The 20,201-nt window shown below is 59.8% G+C and carries 17 protein-coding genes; 8 read left to right on the plus strand and 9 right to left on the minus strand.

Features of this window, described 5'->3' with window-relative positions:
• Positions 1-3 precede the first annotated feature (3 nt).
• From NITMOv2_RS19650 to NITMOv2_RS19660, 3 genes are all read right to left on the minus strand, one after another.
• Positions 4-1,617, minus strand: a complete 1,614-nt coding sequence (locus NITMOv2_RS19650) for an ATP-binding protein (RefSeq protein WP_053381478.1) — start codon at positions 1,615-1,617, stop codon at positions 4-6.
• Entirely contained in the window at positions 1,614-3,815 is a 2,202-nt protein-coding gene (locus tag NITMOv2_RS19655) for a DDE-type integrase/transposase/recombinase (protein WP_083448228.1), read from the minus strand. Before NITMOv2_RS19655 ends, NITMOv2_RS19650 begins: the two co-directional genes overlap by 4 nt.
• A 376-nt stretch (positions 3,816-4,191) precedes the next feature.
• Positions 4,192-5,025 carry a TnsA endonuclease N-terminal domain-containing protein gene (locus tag NITMOv2_RS19660; RefSeq protein WP_083448229.1) on the minus strand — a complete coding sequence of 278 codons (834 nt, stop codon included), beginning with the start codon at positions 5,023-5,025 and terminating at the stop codon, positions 4,192-4,194.
• Positions 5,026-5,261: 236 nt separating this feature from the next.
• Between NITMOv2_RS19660 and NITMOv2_RS19665 the strand changes: the two genes are divergently transcribed.
• Positions 5,262-5,741, plus strand: a complete 480-nt coding sequence (locus NITMOv2_RS19665; RefSeq protein WP_053381481.1) for a helix-turn-helix domain-containing protein — start codon at positions 5,262-5,264, stop codon at positions 5,739-5,741.
• Positions 5,742-5,998: 257 nt separating this feature from the next.
• On the opposite strand, the gene NITMOv2_RS19670 is transcribed toward NITMOv2_RS19665, so the two are convergent.
• The 4 genes from NITMOv2_RS19670 to NITMOv2_RS19685 all read right to left on the minus strand — a co-directional run bounded on the left by NITMOv2_RS19670 (position 5,999) and on the right by NITMOv2_RS19685 (position 9,981).
• On the minus strand, positions 5,999-6,655 hold the full coding sequence (locus NITMOv2_RS19670) for a hypothetical protein (protein ID WP_145976445.1): 657 nt from the start codon (positions 6,653-6,655) through the stop codon (positions 5,999-6,001).
• A gap of 64 nt (positions 6,656-6,719) precedes the next feature.
• Complete coding sequence (locus NITMOv2_RS19675; protein WP_053381483.1) at positions 6,720-7,352, minus strand: Maf family protein; 633 nt, start codon at positions 7,350-7,352, stop codon at positions 6,720-6,722.
• A complete protein-coding gene (locus NITMOv2_RS19680; protein ID WP_053381484.1) occupies positions 7,343-8,515 on the minus strand; it encodes a tRNA dihydrouridine synthase in 1,173 nt (390 codons plus the stop codon). Before NITMOv2_RS19680 ends, NITMOv2_RS19675 begins: the two co-directional genes overlap by 10 nt.
• The gene (locus NITMOv2_RS19685) at positions 8,512-9,981 is read right to left on the minus strand and encodes a multinuclear nonheme iron-dependent oxidase (protein WP_053381485.1); all 1,470 of its coding nucleotides are present in this window, start codon (positions 9,979-9,981) and stop codon (positions 8,512-8,514) included. The genes NITMOv2_RS19680 and NITMOv2_RS19685 overlap by 4 nt, the downstream gene beginning before the upstream one ends.
• A 170-nt stretch (positions 9,982-10,151) precedes the next feature.
• On the opposite strand from NITMOv2_RS19685, the gene NITMOv2_RS19690 reads away from it, so the two are divergent.
• From NITMOv2_RS19690 to NITMOv2_RS19705, 4 genes are all read left to right on the plus strand, one after another.
• Complete coding sequence (locus NITMOv2_RS19690) at positions 10,152-10,583, plus strand: CBS domain-containing protein (protein WP_053381486.1); 432 nt, start codon at positions 10,152-10,154, stop codon at positions 10,581-10,583.
• A 102-nt stretch (positions 10,584-10,685) separates the two neighbouring features.
• Positions 10,686-11,741, plus strand: a complete 1,056-nt coding sequence (locus NITMOv2_RS19695) for an LOG family protein (RefSeq protein ID WP_238590403.1) — start codon at positions 10,686-10,688, stop codon at positions 11,739-11,741.
• Positions 11,742-11,849: 108 nt separating this feature from the next.
• Positions 11,850-12,710 carry a phosphoesterase gene (locus NITMOv2_RS19700; RefSeq protein WP_145976446.1) on the plus strand — a complete coding sequence of 287 codons (861 nt, stop codon included), beginning with the start codon at positions 11,850-11,852 and terminating at the stop codon, positions 12,708-12,710.
• A 6-nt stretch (positions 12,711-12,716) separates the two neighbouring features.
• Complete coding sequence (locus tag NITMOv2_RS19705) at positions 12,717-13,421, plus strand: rhomboid family intramembrane serine protease (protein WP_053381489.1); 705 nt, start codon at positions 12,717-12,719, stop codon at positions 13,419-13,421.
• Positions 13,422-13,485: 64 nt separating this feature from the next.
• On the opposite strand, the gene NITMOv2_RS19710 is transcribed toward NITMOv2_RS19705, so the two are convergent.
• Together NITMOv2_RS19710 and purE are read right to left on the minus strand one after the other, a co-directional pair.
• Complete coding sequence (locus NITMOv2_RS19710; RefSeq protein ID WP_202967274.1) at positions 13,486-14,646, minus strand: 5-(carboxyamino)imidazole ribonucleotide synthase; 1,161 nt, start codon at positions 14,644-14,646, stop codon at positions 13,486-13,488.
• Entirely contained in the window at positions 14,643-15,233 is a 591-nt protein-coding gene (purE, locus tag NITMOv2_RS19715) for a 5-(carboxyamino)imidazole ribonucleotide mutase (RefSeq protein WP_083448232.1), read from the minus strand. The genes NITMOv2_RS19710 and purE overlap by 4 nt, the downstream gene beginning before the upstream one ends.
• Before the next feature lie 225 nt (positions 15,234-15,458).
• Between purE and NITMOv2_RS19720 the strand changes: the two genes are divergently transcribed.
• The 3 genes from NITMOv2_RS19720 to NITMOv2_RS19730 all read left to right on the plus strand — a co-directional run bounded on the left by NITMOv2_RS19720 (position 15,459) and on the right by NITMOv2_RS19730 (position 20,199).
• The gene (locus tag NITMOv2_RS19720; RefSeq protein ID WP_083448233.1) at positions 15,459-16,895 is read left to right on the plus strand and encodes an HlyD family secretion protein; all 1,437 of its coding nucleotides are present in this window, start codon (positions 15,459-15,461) and stop codon (positions 16,893-16,895) included.
• Positions 16,896-16,985: 90 nt separating this feature from the next.
• Positions 16,986-18,464, plus strand: coding sequence for a TolC family protein (locus NITMOv2_RS19725; RefSeq protein WP_238590404.1), 1,479 nt, complete (start codon positions 16,986-16,988; stop codon positions 18,462-18,464).
• Positions 18,465-18,534: 70 nt separating this feature from the next.
• A complete protein-coding gene (locus NITMOv2_RS19730) occupies positions 18,535-20,199 on the plus strand; it encodes an ATP-binding cassette domain-containing protein (protein WP_053381491.1) in 1,665 nt (554 codons plus the stop codon).
• Positions 20,200-20,201 lie beyond the last annotated feature (2 nt).

The following is a 20,201-nucleotide window of genomic DNA, read 5'->3' on the forward strand; positions in this document are numbered from 1 at the left end:
CCCCTAGAATTCACTCACAGGACGAATATGCCCCTCCTCTTTCAGCATTTGATAAGTGGCGATCCTGTCCTTTCTTTTTTTGCTCGTGGCCCTCAAATAACAACCGCGTACACCCTGCTCACCGGTTCGATCGCTCTTCTTTTTCGCCTTTCGATCGTCAGGTGATACCTTCCCATATCCAAATGTGCCGCCCTCTGCTGAAAGGTTTGGATTTAGAGACGATGACGTGGAGTCTGACGGAGTTGTATTCGATTCGTCCCGTACTTCCGACGAGGCGTCGGCATCCGAGGTTACTAAAGGTTCGGACTCTTTCGAACTCCGGCCGCTAGGGATTTTGGATCGACGGATCACCGCATAGAGACCCTTGTGATTGATATCCCTCAGCACATGTTTGATATATTCATCCAGATCTACGGTGACCACGTCCTCAAGCCCTTGCAACGTTTCCAAATCGTGAGTACGGAGAGCTTGGATCACGGGCCGAGCTGTCGCAAAGTGATCTTGAGCCACTGATCGAATGAGGTCTGGCGTGAGCCTCTCAAGGCCTGTCGTCATCGCGCGCCATTGCGCCACGATGAACATCTTCACGAGGAAATCCGGGATGCCTTGCGTTTCCTCATACAGAATATCGTTCAGCGCTTGGCTCAAGGGCTCCGCGTGACGGACATATTGATATTCGAAGAAGGTTTCGAGGAGCAGATCCCACTCTTCATCCTTCTTCATCTGGTTCCACACAATATCGCACGGGCCGCAGCCACGACGCAGTTGATGCAATTCCCCGCATAGAATCCGAATGGCCTTGGGCGTGCCAACAAAGACAACAGGCAATCCGATCGTGTTGACCAATTCGACGAAAAACCTCAACATGGCACCTGCAGTGGTGCTATTTTGGATCTCGTCAATGATCAACAGCCCTATGCAATGCGTCGAGGCAACGACGGCCATCGCGAGCAGCTGATCATCGATCGTCCGAACACTACCTCCATAGTCGGCAAAATACGTCGTCCCGACCAGCGCATCGACTCGTTTGAGAAAACTGCCACACAACCCTTTGACGGTTCCGTCGTACCGACAGTCCATGTAGAGGTAGGGAATCTGTTTGATCCCTAAATCATCATGTTCAATGACGTTATCGTAGCGGGACAGGATCCGCATGAAGTTCATCGTTTTGCCTACCCCCGGCAAACCGATAACGGATAATCCGGTCGGGGTGGGAATCACAGGGTTCGGATGTCGGATCTTCTCTTCCAATGCGTCCAACCGCTTCGTCGTATCTGCCCAGTAATGAGGATTGAGAGGGTTTCGGTCGATATAGCCATCCCGCATGCGTAAGGTGAGCTGCTGCTCCAAGAAGAGACTGATGGTTAAAGGTTGAAAGATTCGGCGGATGTCCATCGTCGCGTGAATGCGATATTCCGTCGGAAGGCTGCGCACGTGAGGATCAAAAGGTGGAAGATACAGAAGTTCCCTGGCCGCTTCCTCGGCGGTCAAGATTGGTGGCAGGGTTTCGTTGAGGGGATTGCCTTGATATCTGGATAACACCTGGGGATGGCGGCAGGCCTTGCTCTTGCGGATCCCGTGCAACAGTCGGAGGGGAAGTTCATTTCGTTTTTTCATTTTCCTAAGGCCTCCTTTCTCAGTTGCCTGAGCATCGATACGGGTCGCGACGGGGGAACATAGGAGGAGGCTTCCGTCTGATTATCTATGGCCCCTTCAGACACAGCCCCTATGGAAGACCGCTCTTCGGACCTGACCCCCAATCGCATTGCGTGAGCCTCTCGCTCCTTGGTACGTTCAGTCTCCCGATTCGGTCGTATATCCTTTACGCGTTGCGCGTCCGACATCTGTTCAATGGCTGGTGATTTCTGTGCCGTCGCTACCTCAATAAGTGCCGTTTGTTGACGATGGAAGTTCGCAGTAACAGAGCGAACACGGGTCTGTGCGCTCTTGCTGGCAGCATCACGTCTGGCATCATCATCCTGTTTTTCATACCACTCGCGAGTCTTATACAGGGCCTCCTCTGCTCGAAGGTGACAGGGCACTAACTTGGTGCCACGATCCAGCCGTAAGTAAATGGTCTCCACACAAGGCGGATAGTAAGAAACTGGAAGCGTCAATTGCTTCTTGCCAGGCTTCCGGATAAACCAATCCGGCGACAGATCTTCTTCACACCGATAGAGCAACCCGTTAAATCGAAGACCGGCTCCAGAAGCTGTCGCCTCACCTTTGGGCAAAAGGTTCATTCGGATGAGGTCCTGAGGGCGTGTTTGCAAGTGACCAGTCCGATGCTCCATGCCCCATTCCCATAGATCAATGGGAAATGCATCAACCCTATCTCTGATCATATATTCGTCCATCCGATACCAAGACATATGATGTCCTTGGTTATGCGCCAAGATGCACCGGATCATGAGCTGCCGAAATTCTTGAAGCGTCAACACCGCATCAAGACGGTAATCAGGACCGCCCCGTACATGGTGCGGGTAGACAGCACCAGGTACCCATTTAATGCACTTGTCATTGAGCAGACGAAAATTGCGTTCGACAATTCCCTTCCAATCAGCCCGATAGGGTGCCGTTGTGTCCTCACGAACGCCGAGATTCTCAATCAAGGTCTCGATATTGTACCCCTCGAGTTCTCCACGATCGGCTAGGATCCGCCAGGGCAAATGATGAGAAGGCCATTGTGACTCTTCGATGTGGATGCCGTACTGCGCACAATAGGCCACTTTGTCAGCCGTTGTGTTCTCGAGCGCTTCCATGGCACCCAACCAACTTGGACCTTCTAGCGTTACCGCAAATCCGACGATCATCCGTGTAAACACATCGATGACGATGTAAATGACCGGACGTCCAATTATCCGGCTTCGATCGATGGAACTGACAAGATAGATGTCACCAAGCGTGGCATCGATTTGGAAAGTAGAACCAGGACCAATCTCACCAACGGTCGAATTTCCTATCAATGGTCGGTGACGAAGGTTGAACGCAATGGTTCCTTCTCTTGCTCTTATCGCACGTGCTTCATCCTTCACTGCTTCATAACTGTAGCGATACTGATCGAGGGTTGGCATCTGATCCTCAGGAGGAAGAACCACAATAATTTCGCCTCCCCTGGATTCATAGGATGTCCCATAATGCTGCTCTAGAAAGAGCTGATGACACTGCTCCAGGCTCCGCTTGCTCTGGTGCTCCCATGTCCTTTGGGCATGTCGTGCCATATACCGACTCAGAGTGGGATCAACATTGATACCAATTACCACGAGCTCACCCTGAGCGGTCCGCGTACGCCGTCCCCGTTTTTTCCCTGAATGAGATTTTGGTTTCCCTCTTCCACCACATCGATCATGTTTCGTATCGACTGCGCTCAGACTTCCGTCGCCCTTTAGATATCTCCAAAAGTATTTGTAATACGTCGCGGGACAACAGTTCTGTTCCTTCGAAGCTGCTTCAAAAAGAGCAGATCGAGTAGCGGGATTAATAATTTCACTGAGTCTGGTTTGCACCAGATGATCAAGACTGGCCCATAGACGACGCAGCCGTTCGAGAACGCCCTGTCGGCGTTCTGTTATCTTCCGATCGACAGGAAGGTTGCCTATCGGATCTGACTGATTGAGGAGGATCCCACCGTTCTGAATACCGATCAGAATGTCAGACCGCTCGTACAGAGGAGTTTCACCTGGGCGATCTTTATCCATATCCACGGTGTAGCAGTGGGATCCGTCAGAGGCCACCCACCAAATCTTTTCTCTTGTAACGGTCTCGCCACTCTTGTCCTTCTTAAACGTCAACACCATGCCCCTAAGAAGATCCATTATCCCTCCTACTGGTAGGGTCCTTGAAGATACGAGTCTTCAAAAGATATGGCTCAGTCTGGGAATATCCTTTTTTGACCGTTCGGTTGATGAAATATATACTCAGCCGAATGACCTTCTCGCCTTGAGCTAGATGTCCGGTCGCTTCGTTAACAATTCAACGTCTAGAGCAGTACAATCACCCTGATAGAGCGTGCCTGAAGAGGGTCTTGGCAAACTTAATGGATGGTTCACGGTGAGTTGTGTGAACAGAGCCTCACCCGGCCGATATGGAGGCCTCACTCGGAGCAACGAACTTGTGAAATCCCCAGTTGCGGAATCTGCTTCTGACCGAGTGACTCGGTGTCTTCGCTTTCTAAAAGAATGACGCCGCATCTCATACCTCCTGGTGGATGGGTTTAAGATTGACCGATAACAACGCTATCGGGCACTCCGTATCAAATGGGCTTGACATGTCGATGATCCATTGCCTTGTCGCAATTAGATGGCGCACAACGGCCAAACATCGGCCAGCTTTCACACCGAGTTGATGATCCAGCGCCGAGGCCACTGCGTAGAGAGGCTCTTGCGTATCTTTGACCGCCCGAGTTAATTCTTCTCCGATCGTGGTTACTTGAGTCGAGGTAAGTGGTGAAAGGGAACCTACGTCATAGTACTGATGGATCGCTTCAATATTGGCGACCAGCACCTCCGGAATCTCCTCCTCAGTCACCACGCCCCAGTCAACTCCTCGCTCTGCCCAATAGAGACGTTCTATTTCGAGCTTCTCACAGCAACGTTTATCCTGAAGTTCCTGCACGTACTTAGTTGACCGCGCCACTTCCATCAGTACACCGTCTTTCTCAACGGTAATTAGAAAATCCGTCGTCATCGGGAATAGCTCTTTCGTGTGAGGATCAGTCGGATGCTCAACACCCAATTGCTCAGCGATGCGGATGGTATCGGCAAGAGGTAGGGGGAATTGCTCTCGTATATCCTTAACGATCGGAGACCAATCGAGAAGGTAGAAATACTTTTTTTCGAGTTTGCTCAACAAATGGTGAATACGGCCATTGGTAGTCCAACCTTTGATTCTGCTGGCACATCCGTCTGACGGCACATCTTGAATCGTGAGCCAAGGCTTGTAGGCCCCCAGCGTTCCTAATCCTCGGCCCTCCTTGATCCACCGCTCAATTTTTCTGGACGTCATTCCTCTTTTCCGTTTTGCCATAACCACCTCCTTAACCAATTAGGGAGACATGCAGGAATCTGCTTATTTACTATCGACTCAGTACCTTCATTGTTATTTTGAAAACTACGCTTAATTTGGCTTGATTTTGACATTTTCTAGGAGTATGTGAGCCGATGCGCATTATGGATACTAGATAGCTATCAGACAGAAATAAGCATCAAGCTGCACTTTCAATTAGCAGAATTCTGCTAGTTATGCAATAGGGGGAGGGGGCCGTGATCTTCAAGGAGGGTTTCTTTGCACAACGCTTGAGGGAGTCGTTGAAAAGGCGACAAATGACTCAGGCGGAACTAGCAAGTCGAGTAGGCGTAAGCATTCGCTCAATGAGCATGTATTGCACCGGCGGCTGCGCTCCTCCCGTCAATACATTTGCAGAGATGGCCCATGAGTTGGGAGTTTCCGCTGACTACCTTCTCTACGGAGGGCAGCGGGGCCTGGAAAGCTACAGAGACGACATTCGCGAAATCTCAATACTGGCCGCAGACTTAGAGCACAGGGAACGAGAAACGCTGGCGAGCCTTACCTTTTGCCTCCTGAAAGGGGATGAAGAAATTCAAAGCTTGATCAGTGAATTTGCAAAAGGAATCCATCGCCTAACGGCAAAAATGAACTTAAAACAACTACGAATTTGGGAAGAGGAATTTAAGGAATTCAGAGATAAAGCAAAAGAGGGGAATCCACCATCACAAAGTTAAAAAGTTAAATGGATAACCGAAGACGGCGGGAGTCTGGATAAGGGTTATCTCGAAACGAGGCCAACGTCAGGGAGAGATCCCTTGATTCTAGTTATGTCAGGTCAGGTAGTGAGTAAATTCTCAGAATACGACTGCAGCTGAATTGAGTTTACGACTTTATTCCCGAATTCTTGAGAGACCCAGTTTCTAGTTTACGACTTTCTAGTCAGTTTACGTCTTTATTCCCTAAATACATCGGGGAGCGGACACGGAGGGAGCTACTTCACTTTGCTGAAGTCCGCTTCGAACTCGCTCATCTTGCCGTCGGGAAAGAAGACGATCACTTTCGTCTTGGCGTTGGGATCGAAGCTCTCGTAGGCGAAGCGGGCGGTGAAGCGTGAGCGATAGGCCGGGCCGTTGCCGCCTTCGTTCTTGCGGCCCCGCTCGGCGGGGCTGACATCGACCGGCTTGATCGTTTTGCTCCCCTGCTGCAGCGCGATCTGCACGCCCTCGGCGAAATACTCGTCGTCGCCGCACAGCTGGACTTCCACTTCCATGTTGGGCATGTCGACCACTTTCCTGATGAACTCTTCAGGCATGCGCACGTCTTTCTTCTGCTTCTTGGACTCCGCCGCCTCCTGCCGGCCGAAGGCTTCCAGCCGATAGCGCTTGGTGCGGAGAATCGCGCTGGTCCCGCAGGGATCTTTCTCCGGATCCGCGCCGACGCGCGTGGCGAGCGAGGCTTGCTGCAGCACCTTTTTCACGTCCTCGGGGGTATTGGCCTTTTCCATGGGAACCCGGCCCGCCTCCAAGGCTTTCTGGGCCTCTTCCTGCGAGAGCTTGACGTCGATGGCCCAAGCCGAACCGCTCCCGATCGCCAGCATTCCCGCCAGCCCCACAGCAGACCATCCCGCCCTCGTCACCCCAGCCGCCATGACAGCCTCCCGAATAAGCCAATGAATGAATCGCATTTTAGGGGAAGCTTCCCCTCTTTAGCAATCAGGTGGAGAAGCGACTCCAGTTCGGATAGGGCCGGCGCCGATAGAGCGCCTCCACATCGCACGGGACGTCATAGCCGGCGGAGCGCAGCAGCCGAGCCACCATGCGTAAAGGCAGGCCGACGACGGCCGTAAAATCACCCTCGATCCGTTCGATCAACTCTCCTCCCCAACCTTGAATGGAATAGGCTCCGGCCTTGCCCAACGATTCCCTCGTTGCAAGGTAGCGCTCAATCCTCATCCCATCATCCGGTTTCATCACCACCGTGGCGCTCGCCACCTCCACTCGTTCCATGCCGTCTGCATGGCGGCAGAGCGCCACCGCCGTGTGGACCAGATGAGGCCGTCCCGCCAGCTTGGCCAGCATCGCGCGAGCGTGATCCATGTCGGTCGGCTTGCCCACGCACTGTCCGTCGATCTCGATGACCGTGTCGCTCCCGAGCACGAGATCCTCCGGTCGCTGCGCCCCGACAGCGTGCGCTTTTTCCATGGCGAAGCGCGAGACCTGCTCGACCGGCGCAAGGCCGGCGATCGGATGCTCTTCGAAAGACGGCGGGCACAGCTCAAACGACAGACCCAATAAGGCCAGGAGCTCGCGCCGGCGGGGAGAAGTGGAAGCGAGGATCAACTGCATCGCGAGGCCACGGTCGTCGTCTCGTCCGCCGGCTCCGTCACGCCGGCATCTACAATACGCTCGGCATGATAATCGGCGATGACGGCTTCCAGCTCATCGACGGACGACAGGCGGAACATCCTGGCGCGCAGCGCGGCGGCATGTGGGAAGCCCTTACAGTACCACCCCAGATGTTTCCGCATCCGGTGGAACTGGCCCTGGCCGTAGAGTGTGTGGAACTGCCGCGCGTGGTCGAGCAGAATCGCGAACCGCTGCTCCAATGTCGCCGGCCCGGCGGCCGGCAGCGAGGCGGCTTCGGGATGATCTTCCGCCGCGAGCCGTCTGGCTTGTTCCCGCTCGCGGAAGAACCAGGGCGCCCCGAGCACGCCGCGGCCGACGAGCACGCCGTCCACGCGGGTTTCGCGCACTCGGCGGACGACTTCCTCCAGCGAGTGGATGTCGCCGTTGCCGAGCAGCAGGGTGCCGGAGCCTTTCACCACGGCGGCCGCCCGCCCGATCGCGTCCCAATCCGCGGCGCCGCGGTACATTTGCCGGAGCGTTCTTCCGTGCAGGGAGATCACGGCCGGCGCTTCACGCAGCAAGTGCTCGATCCAGGTTTCCACCGTCACCGTGTCGTAGCCCAGCCTGGTTTTGACGGAAAGCGGCAGCCGGCGGCGCGCTGGCGGCGCGACGGCCCCCCGCCGCATAGTCAATCGCCGCAGCGCGTCGATCCGCGCCGGCTTGAACCCCGCCTGTTCGAGCGTCTGCCCTCCGGCCCAATCGTCTAGCCCCCGTCTGGCGGCCTGCATGATCGCATGCGCCAATTCGGGCGTCCGGATCAGTCCGGCTCCCGACCCCGACGACGCGACGTTTTTGGAGGGGCACCCCATGTTGATGTCCACGCCGTCGAACCCCAATTCCGCCACTGCGTGCGCCGCCTGATAAAACAGCTCCGGATCCTTGCCGTAGAGCTGCGCGATCATCGGCCGTTCTTGGTCGCTATAAATGAGCGTCTCCAGGAGGACCTCCGGACCCCGGCACACGTCGTGGACGTGCGTGAACTCGGTAAACGTGACGTCCGGCTTTCCTTGCCGGGCGACAATCGCGCGGAAGCCGGCGTCGGTGACCCCGTCCATGGGGGAAAGCCCGATGATCGGCCGGGGCAGCGTCGTCCAGAAATTCATGGCCCCTCGCAGTCGTCGGTGAAAACAGGTTCGTTCGCCAAATCGTAGGCGCGGCGAAGCTCCTCGGCCTCGCGCATCGCGGCGGCTTCCAACTCCGGCGCCCTGTCCCGGACGAATTCCACAAATCGCTCGATCTTCAGCAGAAAAAAATCGTAGGTGCGGGTCAAGGGCCGCGGCGCTCGAAACCAGAAGCCGACGAAAGCGGCCTGCGGAACGCCCCGCGCGGCCAATTGCCGGCATGATTCCGGAAACATCGCCTCGAGGTCGCCGCCCCAATGCAGAATCTCATACGGCAAATAGCCGGTCCGATACATCTCCAAGTCTTGGGTCCAGGCGGCGGGACCAGTCCATTCGCGGCCCTCCGGCTCCGCGTGGCCGGCCGCAATGTGCGCATACCGCTCGTAGGCCCGCCCCAACTCCCGCCGAGCTTCACCGGACGACGGGCCTGGGCTCGATGTCTCACAGACCGATGAAACAGCCGGCTTCGTTGTAGGCGTCCGGAATATACCGGCATACCGCCGAGTGAACGTCTCGTATTCCTCCACGATGAGATCCATCGGCTTCGTATCGACCTCCAACGCCAATCCTTTCAAACTGCCGAGCCTCGGATGGCCCAAGACTTGGTCGAGCATGTCGAACAACACCGCCGGAATCGGCGCCGCGTGCGCGTCGATCCACGGAGGCAGGCATCCGCTCGCCGCGCCGGCAGAGCGATCCGTCGTTGAAGAGTGAACCGCGAGGCCGGCCACATGCATCTCCACCACCCGCTCCAGAGGAAACTCGTCGAGAAAATCATCCACGAACTGCGCGAGCGAGAACCGCTGCGCCGCGCCGCTGTACCGATACACCGTCCAGAGATGTCCGATATCGAGAACGAGTCCGCAGGCCGTCCGTTCCGCCACCAGCCGGAAAAAGGCGGGGATGGGCAGAGTCCCGGCGACAAAGCAGGTGAGCGGCGGCATCTCCAGCAGCAACAACGGCGCGCCTCCGTCTGCCGGACGGCACCAGCGATCGAGGCCCGCCTGAATGAAGGAGGCGTTTTCCGCCACGACGGTCGCACTGGCTTCGGTGTACACAGGCGGGAGATACGTCCCAAACGAATAGCCGGCCATGTGCTTGGTCGCGCATTCGTGGTTCAGCCAGGCGGCCTGGAGGATGTCCAGATGCCCCGCGACCTCCCGAACGGCGTCCCGAAACAGCCGGTCGTCGAGCGCCTCCGGTTGCGTGAGCCACAACCCTTCGCCATGGTACGCCAGCGGACAGGCCGCCTCCGTCCGCACCGCGGCCAGGGCGGCCGGCGTCGCGCGAAACACTTCCAAATACCCCGGCGGCACTTGACGCCCCCGCAGCGCTGCGAGCAAGCTACGCAGGTCGGGCTGATACACATCCACAGAAAGGCCCAACCCATGTGTCGCGATGCCGGCGAGACGGCGATAAAATTCCGCCTGCGGCGTTCCGTTCGGCATTACAAATTTTCCTTCATCGGCGGCCGGATTGTCCCGGCAGTGTATGCCTGCAAACTGTTGAGGAGCAAGATTTTCGAGCCATCATGGGCGTCAAAAACCGTCTGCTATACTTGCCATACGTCGCGGCGGCCACGCGTCCGTCTCGCTGCTCGAAAGGACCGGGCCGAGCGATGTTGAACAGAGACGAGCAACGCCCACAGACCGCCAACCGGATCACAGTGGTCGCACACATGATGACGCCAGGCGTCGTTCAAATTCCCGGTGATGTCTCGGTGACCGAGGCCGCGTCTCTGCTGGAGCGCGAGCAAATGCCCTGCCTCCTGGTCAAAGACACCGACACACGCTTCGGCCTGATGACTCCCTCGGACATCGTCAAGAAAGTGGTCGCGCAGGGCCTTGAGCCGGACGAGATCGAGGTCCGCGCCATCATGACACGACCGGTCCAATTTATCGAATATGACCGCGCGCTGGAAGAGGCCTCGACCCTCATGATGTCGACCGGCACGCCGATTCTGATCGTCACGAAGCAGGCCCAGCCGGTCGGCGTGCTGACCGCGAAGGACCTGCTGCAGCAGGCCGCGAAACCCGCCGATCCTGTCTGATCGCTCCTCGCCGCAATCCGATCTTCTTTGACCATGCGCCGATCCATTGGTAAGATTTCCACCTCTGCCATTGGCACGGGTCACCACCGTAGGACGACGACCATGAATTCACCGATGAAGTCACAGCAGACCAGGCTCCGCCCCTCCTTGCCGAAAGAGGAAATCCTGCAGCAGATCGGCACGTTGCTCGACAGCCCCGAAGACGACCTGCACGCTGCCTTGATGAAGGAGCTGCTGGCCGGCCTGCTCAAGCTCCGTGAGACGAATCTCGACTTATTGGATTTGAAGATCGTCAATCGCGCCGTCAAAGAATTGCGGCACGCCTTCGGCGTCTTCCACGGATATCGGGACCGGCCGAAGGTCAGCATCTTCGGCTCGGCCCGGACGCCTCCCGACGATCCGAATTATCACTTGGCCTGCCGCTTCGGCCGCGCGGTCGTGGAAGCGGGATTCATGGTCATCACCGGCGGCGCCGACGGGATCATGCGGGCCTGTCAGGAAGGGGCGGGCCGGGACAACAGCTTCGGCGTCAACATCATGCTCCCCTTCGAGCAGGGGCCCAACGCCACGATCGCGGACGATCCCAAGCTGATCACCTTCAAATATTTTTTCACGCGCAAGCTGATGTTCCAAAAGGAAGCCAATGCGATCGCGCTCTTCCCTGGCGGCTTCGGCACCCATGACGAAGGGTTTGAAATTCTGACCCTCGCCCAGACCGGCAAGAGCGACCCGCAGCCGATCGTCTGCCTCCAGGCTCCGGGCTGCGACTATTGGGACGATTGGGCGGCCTTCATCACCAAACAACTTCTGAAGCGGAAGCTTATCAGCGAGGAGGACCTGAACCTCTTCCGTATCGTCGATTCCGCCGAGGCGGCCGTGGAGGAGATCCTGGGCTTCTACCGGCGATACCATTCCATCCGGTTCGTGGGCCGGCAATTGGCCCTGCGCATGAAAACCCCAATCTCGGCCGAGCAGCTCGAACAGATCGAGCAGAAGTTCGGTGATCTCCTCTCGGAAGGACGGTTCGAGCTGCGCGGCGCGCTGGAGGAAGAGCTCGACGAGCCGGCCCTCAAGGATTTGCCCAGGCTGGTCTTCAATTTCAACCGCCGCAGCGCGAGTCGGCTCCGCCAACTCATCGATCACGTGAACCGGCTCTGACCGGCGACTCTTCACGCCGGCGGCGGTGGACGGACTCTCCCCGGAATCATCCCTTTAGTCCTCGCCGATGCCCGTGGTATCCTGCCCCTTGTTATGGATGCTTCCTCGTTGCACGCCCGGCGTTTTCATGGCGCCCCCACGCTCGTCCTCTATCACGCGGATTGTTCCGACGGGTTCGGGGCCGCCTGGGCGATCTGGAAACGGTTCCCCACCGCCCGGTTTTTTCCCGTGAAGCACGGCACTCCTCCACCGGGCGACGTGCAGGGCGAACGGGTCGTCATTGTGGATTTCAGCTATCCGAAGCCGGTGCTCGACACGCTGGCCGCCCAAACGAAAGACCTGCTGGTCCTCGACCATCACATCACCGCCGAAAAGGCGTTGAACGGCCTCCCCTATGCCTATTTTGATCAGAAAAAGTCCGGCGCGGTCCTCGCCTGGGAATGGACCCACGGCACCGAGGCGCCCTGGCTCCTGCAATACATCCAGGACAAGGACCTGTGGAACTGGGCCTTGCCGGCCAGCCGCGAAATCAACGCCGCGCTGGCGTCGTATCCGTTCGACTTCAAGGTGTGGGACCAATTTTCTCAGGCCACGCTGGAGCAGGAAGGACGGGCCATTCTGCGCTATGAACAGGAGCTCGTCGGCAAATTGGCGGCGCAGGCCGTGATGGTCGAATTCCAGGGCACGATCGTTCCGGCGGTGCACAGCGCCGTGCTGACGAGCCAGATCGGCGAACGGCTCTCCCCGCACCATCCCTTTTGCATTATCTGGCACGACCGGGACGGCCGCCGATTCTTCAGCATGCGGTCCCGTGAGGACGGGACCGACGTGGGGGCGATCGCCGCCTCGTTCGATGGCGGAGGGCATACGCACGCGGCGGGCTTTTCAGTCCCCCTGTCGCCCGACGGCACGGTTCCCGACGATCCAAGGCTCCCGCGCCGAGTCGCCGATCATCGGTCGACTCCCTGAGTCACTGTGATTCCTCTCCACGACGACAACCCCACCGAACGCACGCCGGTCGTGACGATGACGATCATCGCCGTCTGCGTCCTGGTGTTCTTCTATCAGGCGAGCCTCCCCCCGAGGACCGGCGAAGCCTTCGTGTTTCAGTACGGGGCGATTCCCTCCGTGGTTTTCGGACAGGCGGCGTTGCCCGAGGAGGTGGCGGCTGTCCCCGCCGTCCTGACGCTCGTCACCAGCATGTTCCTGCACGGAGGCTGGCTGCATCTGATCGGGAACATGCTCTATCTGTGGATCTTCGGCAACAACATCGAAGACGCCATGGGCCATGCCCGCTTCATCCTCTTCTATCTGCTGTGCGGGATTCTGGCGGCGCTGAGCCATGCCGCCACGGAGCCGTCGTCGCACATCCCCATGGTCGGGGCCAGCGGCGCGATTTCGGCGGTGTTGGGCGCTTATCTGCTGCTGTTTCCGCATGCCCACGTGCTCGTGTTGCTACCCGGCATCGGGATCACCCGCGTGGCCGCCGGGTTCGTGCTCATGATGTGGTTCATCACACAACTGATCAGCGGGGGCATGACCATGGGCACGAGAGGGGGAGGCGTCGCCTTCTTCGCCCACATCGGGGGATTCGTGGCGGGCATGGCGCTCATTGCGTTGTTCAAACGACCGGAGGTGCGCTTTTTCTCGCCGGCGCGCCCCGGGCGGTGGGACGACTAACCGCAAGACCTTCCACGCAGCCTCCACGGATGCTTAGCGCGCCACACAGATAGGCGGGAGCACTTCAGGACTCCGACGACAGGCGTTTGATGAACTCCGCGGCCCGCTCGGCGGCGATGTCGCCTCGCTCCGCCAGAAAGGTCACATGGCCCATCTTGCGGCCGGCGCGAACGACCCGTTTTCCATAGAGGTGCAGCACCGCCCCCGGGATGAAGAGCACCGACGATCCGACGTCCGCCGTAGCACCCCGCGCTTCTTCGCCGATCAGATTCACCATCGCCGCGGGGCTCAGCATCCGGACTTCGCCGAGCGGCAGCCCGCACAGGACGCGCACTTGTTGCTCGAACTGGGAGCAGCTGCAGGCGTCCAACGTATAGTGACCGGAATTATGGGGACGCGGGGCGATCTCGTTGATGAGCAAGGCGCCGTCGCGGCGCTGGAAGAGCTCGACGCAGAAGACCCCGACCCCGTCCAAGGCCGCCACCGCGGAGACCGCCAGATCGGCCGCCTGTTGAGCCACCGAAACCGGGACGGAAGCCGGCGCGAGCGTCACACGGAGAATGCCCTGATCGTGCCGGTTCTCCACCACCGGATAGGTCCGGCAGTCTCCCGCATCCGACCGGACGATCAGCACGGACAGTTCCCGATCGAACTCCACGAAGGTTTCAAGAATCCATCGCATGCCCGGTCTCGTCCCGCCGCGCAACGCTTCGATGACCGGTCCCGCATCAGCCGCCCGGCGGATCATCCATTGGCCTTTGCCGTCGTAGCCCGCCGTCGCGGTCTTGCAGAGGGCCGGCAGGCCGAGACGTTCCGCCGCTTCGGCGAGCGCGTCCGGAGCCGTGACGGCCGCGAACGACGGAACGGGAAGACCGCGCGACTGGAGGAACTGCTTTTGGACGATCCGGTCTTGAATGATCCGCAAGACCTCGCTGCCGGGCCGGACGGGATGGCGCTGCTCGAGCCAGTCGCAGAGGTCGGCCGGGACGTTCTCCCATTCGAAGGTGACGGCCTGCACGGCGCGCGAGAACGCGTCGCGGGCCGATGGATCGGAAAACGAGGCGGCCACAGAATGGTCGGCCGCCCGATGCGCCGGTGCGTCGGGATCCGGGTCCCACACCGCCACGCGGTAGCCCAGCCGGCGGGCCGCCTGGGCAAACATGGCTCCCAGCTGCCCCCCGCCCAAGACCCCTACCATCGCGCCTGGCTTGAGTGGCTCCGTCACGACGGACTGACGACCCCATCCGCTTCGAGATTTTCCAGACTGGTTCCGCGCGCCTCGGGCGAGTTCAACACGCTGTCCGTCTGCGCCGTCCGGAACGTTTTCACCCGTTCAGCTACCTCCGGATAGCGCCCGGCCAGAATCTGGGCCGCCAGCAGCGCGGCGTTTTCCGCGCCGCCGATGGCGACCGTGGCGACCGGGACGCCCTTGGGCATCTGCACGATCGACAAGAGCGAGTCGAGCCCGCGCAGATGCTCGGTGGGAATCGGCACGCCGATCACCGGCAGATGGGTTTTCGCCGCCAGCATGCCGGGGAGATGGGCCGCGCCGCCGGCTCCGGCGATGATCACTTCGATCCCCCGATGCGCCGCAGCGGTCGCATACTCGAACAGCCGGTCCGGCGTCCGGTGCGCGGAGACGACCAACAGCTCGTAAGGAATCTCGAGCTCCGCTAAGATGCCCCCCGCCTTTTCCAGGACCGGAAAATCGGACTTGCTCCCCCCCAGCACTCCGACGACCGGCTTTCCTTCTTGGAGCCGGCGCCCTGTCTTGGATTGATGCCGGCTGGATTTTCTTCCCGTTCCATTCATGAACCCCTCACTCCTTCCCTTCAAGACACATTCAACATGAACGCCGTATGATTGCAGGTGATTCACCATAGGCGAGTCATGCCCCCCCGGTCAAGGCGGCTGGCAGGCGTGGTCGAACCGGCGGAATGAGGCCGAAAATTGACCGGGAACGCCTGTTTCTTCTATGATGGGCCATCGGCGCAATGACCGCTCCCTTCGCCATGCGGCCTTTTCAGAGAGGGGTCCGTGCCTAACCTGGGTGCAGGGATCAAGAACAAGGTCCGGTCGCTCGTTCAGCAGGAATCCGGTCTCGACGAAATCTCGATCGACAGTCTCGCCGCGTCCACCAAGCTCCAATCCTGGGAAGCGGTTCAAATTCCCGAGCGGCTGCGGTTTTCCTCGCGGCTGGCGATCAAGCTCGTCGTCCTGTTTTTGCTGATCATCGCGTTCGTTCCCTGGACCCAGACGATCACGGTCACCGGGCAGCTCTCGGCCTACAATCCTTACGAGCGGCCGCAGGACATCGAGGCGCAGATCACCGGCCGCATCAAGAAGTGGCATATCTTCGAAGGCGTCCGCGTCAAGCAGGGCGACCTCATTCTTGAGCTGGACGACTACGATCCCAATTTCATGTCGCCGGACCTGTTGAACTTCCTGGCGCAACGGAAGAAAGCCCTGGAGGAAACCCGCAAAGCCGCCCTGGGCCGCGCGGAACAATTGGACAAGCGGATCCTGGAGATGCAGAACCTGGTCAAGGCCGCCGTCCCCTCCGCCCAGGCCCGGGTGGTGGAGGCGGAGAACAAAGTCCGCGAAGCACGCCAGAAGGTGGAAGCCGCCCGGATCGCGGTCGAGACGGCCGAGTTGAACGTCGATCGCCACAAGCAATTGGCCGAGCAAGGTTTGGTGTCGCAGCGCGAATTGGAACTGGCGATCCAAGGCGCGATCGCGAGCAAAGCCGACTTGCAGGGCGCGCTGGCGAATCTCAAGGCCGCGGAGCAGGCGATGAAGGCTTTGGGCTTCGGGCGCGACCAGGTCAGCGCCGAAGTGCTGCAGCGGCTGCTCGATGCGGAAGCGGCCCGCGATGCGTCGGTGGCCGAAGCAGCCCGCGCCGCCGATCAGTTGGCCGACATCTCCCTCCGCCAGTCCAACGCGGAGCAACGCCGGCTGGCCAGCCGCGTGTTGGCGCCGATCGACGGCACCGTGGTGCGGATGGCCGAAGCGGGCGTCGGAGAGACGGTGCGGCAGGGCGATAAGATCGTGCGCTTGTCCCCGACCAGCTTCGACAAGGCGCTCGAGATGACCGCGGACGGGTTGGATGCGCCGCTCCTGAACGTGGGCCGCAAAGTGAAAATTCTGTTCTACGGCATTCCCGCCATTCCCCTGCCGGCGTGGCCCGAATTGATGGCCGGCACCTATTCGGGCGTCATCAAAGTGATCGACCAGGTCGACGACGGCAAGGGCAACTTCCGATTCTGGGTGGTGCCGGACCCCGAAGATCGTCCGTGGCCGGACCAAGCGCACGTGCGGCAGGGCACGAAGGCGATGGGCTGGGTCATCTTGAATCGCGTCCCGCTGTGGTACGAGCTCTGGCGGCGGTTCAATCTCTTCCCGCCGGACTACCAGGAGCGCCCGCCCAGCCTGATCGACACCTTGCTGCCGAAGGCGGGACGCGGCGCGAAGTAACGGGCTTCGCGCGGATGCCGCCGTCCCTCCGGATCCTGTCATTTCGTCACTGCAGCCTGTTCAACGCCCTTCACCGCGAAAGGAGTCCCTATGAAGTGCCCGACCGTGCTTGCCGTGATCTGGCTTGTGACGCTTCCGCTTATGGCCTCAGCCGCGCCGCCCGTCGAACTGGTGACCGCCAAACCGTTGCCGGCGATTCCGCTCAGCCTCGATGAAATCCACGCCTGGGTGGATCGGTCGCATCCGCTCCTCAAGGGGGCGGGCACCGAAAAGGTGCTGGCCCGCGGAAAAATGCTCAAGGCGCTCGGCGCCTTCGAGCCCACCTTGATCAACGACACGGAACTCGAGCGGTTCATTTCCAGCTCCAATCCGCAGAGCGGCACACAGACGGTCGGCTTCAACGATACGCTGATCGAAGCCCGACACCCATGGGGGTTCCGAGGGAGCGCCGGCTACCGCCGCGCGATCGGCGACGCCCGGATTCCGGATCTCTCGTTCGGCGAAAACAACCAGTTGATCCTAGGCGGCTTCTTCCCTCTGCTGAGAGGCTTGATGACGAATCCGGAAAACGCCGAGTTGCAACGGTCCGAATTGGCGGACCCCCGCGCCGACGTAAAAATCGCCCAGACGCGGCAGGATCTCTTCCTGGCCGCCGCATCCCAGTTCTGGGACTGGGTCGCCGCCAACAAGTTTGTCGACGTGCAAAAGCGGGCGCTGACTGTCGCAGAAGATCGCTACAAACAGGTCGAAGGTCGGGCGAAGGCCGGCGCCGTCGCGCCGTTGGACGTGGTGGAAGCGGGCCAGGAAGTGCAGCGCCGCCGGGAAGTGGCGATCGCCGCGCAACGGGCGGTCGAGCAGGAGCAATTCAAATTGTCCATGTTCCTCTGGGAGAACGGCGCGCCCACGCTCCCGCCTGTGGAGCGCGTGCCGGATTTCCCCGCTCAAGCGCCCGCGCCCCCCGGCGAGACGGTGAAAAGCCATAAGATCCTCGCGCGCCAGGAACGCCCGGAGGTCAAGGAAGTCGACATCGAGGCCAAGATCAACAATATCGATTTGGCCTTGGCCAAGAACAACCTGCTGCCCAGCCTCGACGCGGAAGCGGCGCCAGCGCGGGCGCCGGAGAAGTTCGTGCTCGGCCTCGGCTATCGCTTCGGATTGGAGCTCAAGGTGCCCCTCCTCCAGCGGCGCAGCCGGGGCGAAGTGCTCGAAGCCCAGGCGCAGGCCGACCGGCTGGTGTTGGTTCAGAAATTCCGCGAGCAGCAAGTGATGGTGGACGTGGACAACGCGCTCTCCGCCATCGAACGCGCCAAAGAACGCATGGAGGCGGCGGCCCAGTCCCTTCGGCTGGCCAAGACGCTGGAGGATGGAGAGCGGTTCCGCTTCAGCCTCGGCGCCACGAGCGTCCTGTTCGTCAACCTCCGCGAGCGCAACACCGTCGACTCGGAGATCCAAGTCATCCGCGCCAAGGCCGACTACCAGAAGGCGCTGGCCTTGTACCAGTGGGCGATCGGCGCGTGGGCCAAGAGCCTGCCGAGCGCCGTGCCGGTGACGTACCGCGCGCGCGACTAGCGGGGCGGACATGGCAATTTCCTGCCGACTTTGCTAGGGTTAGAAGGCGTCGGCCTGAGGATCGGACCGCATGGCGCAGGATCATTCTGAGAAGCAGCCGAGTCTGTTCCAAGCGATGCTGGGCCACCTGGGATTGCTCTTTCAGCTGGAGCGGAGAATCCTGGCCCTGGTGTTCTCCTACTCGCTTGCGATCGGCCTGTTCTCCCTCATCGTCCCGTTGACCGTTCAGGAACTGGTCAATACCTTCGCGTTCGCCATCCAACCTATCACGATCGTGACGCTCGCCGGGGTCATGGTGGCGGCCCTCGCGTTCGTCGGCGCGTTCAGGACTCTCCAATACTATGCCGTCGAAGTGCTCGAACGGCGCCTGTTCGCCCGCTTGACGATCGCGATGACCCAGCAACTGCCGCACATGCAGTTTCACGGCTTCAAACCGCGTTTCGCCAACTATTTCATCGAGACGGTGTTCATGCAGCGCGCCTTGTCCGTGCTGCTCGTCGACCTCATGAACGTGGTGGTGGGCGGCGCCGTCGGGATGGCGATTCTCGTCTTCTATCACCCGTACTTCCTGCTGTATAACGCGCTCCTGCTGGCGGGATTCAACGTGGTCTTCTTCCTGCTGGCCCACGGCGGACTGCGCACGACGATCGACATGTCCCATGCCAAGTACGACACGCTCCATTGGATTCAGGAGATTTCCTACAACCTCCTGCATTTCAAAGCCACCGACAGCCAATCCCTGTTGATGCGGAAAACCGATCAGCTCGTGGGGAAGTACGTGGAAAGCCGGCAGGCGCGGTTCCGCGTGCTGGTCCGCCAGTATCTGGGCTCCGTCGGCTTGCAGGCCGTCGCCCATAGCGGCGTCCTGGCGACGGCCGGCTGGCTGCTCTCCATCGGGCAACTGACGCTCGGCCAATTGGTGGCCGCAGAAGTCGTCGTCAGCGGGCTGTTGATCAATTTCGAGGGCGTCATCAAGCGGATGGGCCACGTCTATTATTTTCTGACGGCGCTGGCCGAGCTGGATTTCTTTTTCTCGCTGCCGAAGGATCAGAATAGCGCCACGTTGTCGGTGCCGCTGCCCGATCCCACCGTCCACGGCATTCGGGTCACGTGCAAAGGGCTGGCGGTGAAACAGAACGGCGCGCCCATCTTCGACAACTTCGATTTGGAAGTCACACCGGGGGAAAAAATCGGCATCTACGCCAGCACGACCGTCGCCAAGACCGCCCTGGCCCGGGTGTTGGCCGGACTCGAACCGCCCACCAGCGGTGTCATCCGCTACAACGGCGTGGATCTGCGGCATTTGGATCTCGACGCCATCAACCGTTCCCGCGGCTTCATGCTGGATTCGCAGCTCTCCCTCTTCGAAGGCACCATCGAGGACAACATCGTCCTGGGTCGCTCATACGTCCCCTACAGCGACGTGCGGTGGGCCCTGCGCTTCACGGAACTGGAAGAAGAAATCGACGCGCTGCCCCTCGGCATCAAGACCCACGTGCGCGCGCCCGGCAAGATTCTCGCACCGACCCATATTTTGCGGATCCTGTTGGCGCGCGCCATCCTGGCCCGTCCGCAGATCTTGATTTTCGACGGCATCATCCACAACATGCAACCCGCGATGCGGGAAACCATCCTCCGGCGCTTGTGCAGCAAGGACGAGCCCTGGTCGGTCATCTTCGTGTCCAACGATCCGAACCTGACGCCCCAGGTGGACCGGCGGATCATTCTCGATTGAAG

Source organism: Nitrospira moscoviensis (assembly GCF_001273775.1).
Classification (GTDB): domain Bacteria; phylum Nitrospirota; class Nitrospiria; order Nitrospirales; family Nitrospiraceae; genus Nitrospira_D; species Nitrospira_D moscoviensis.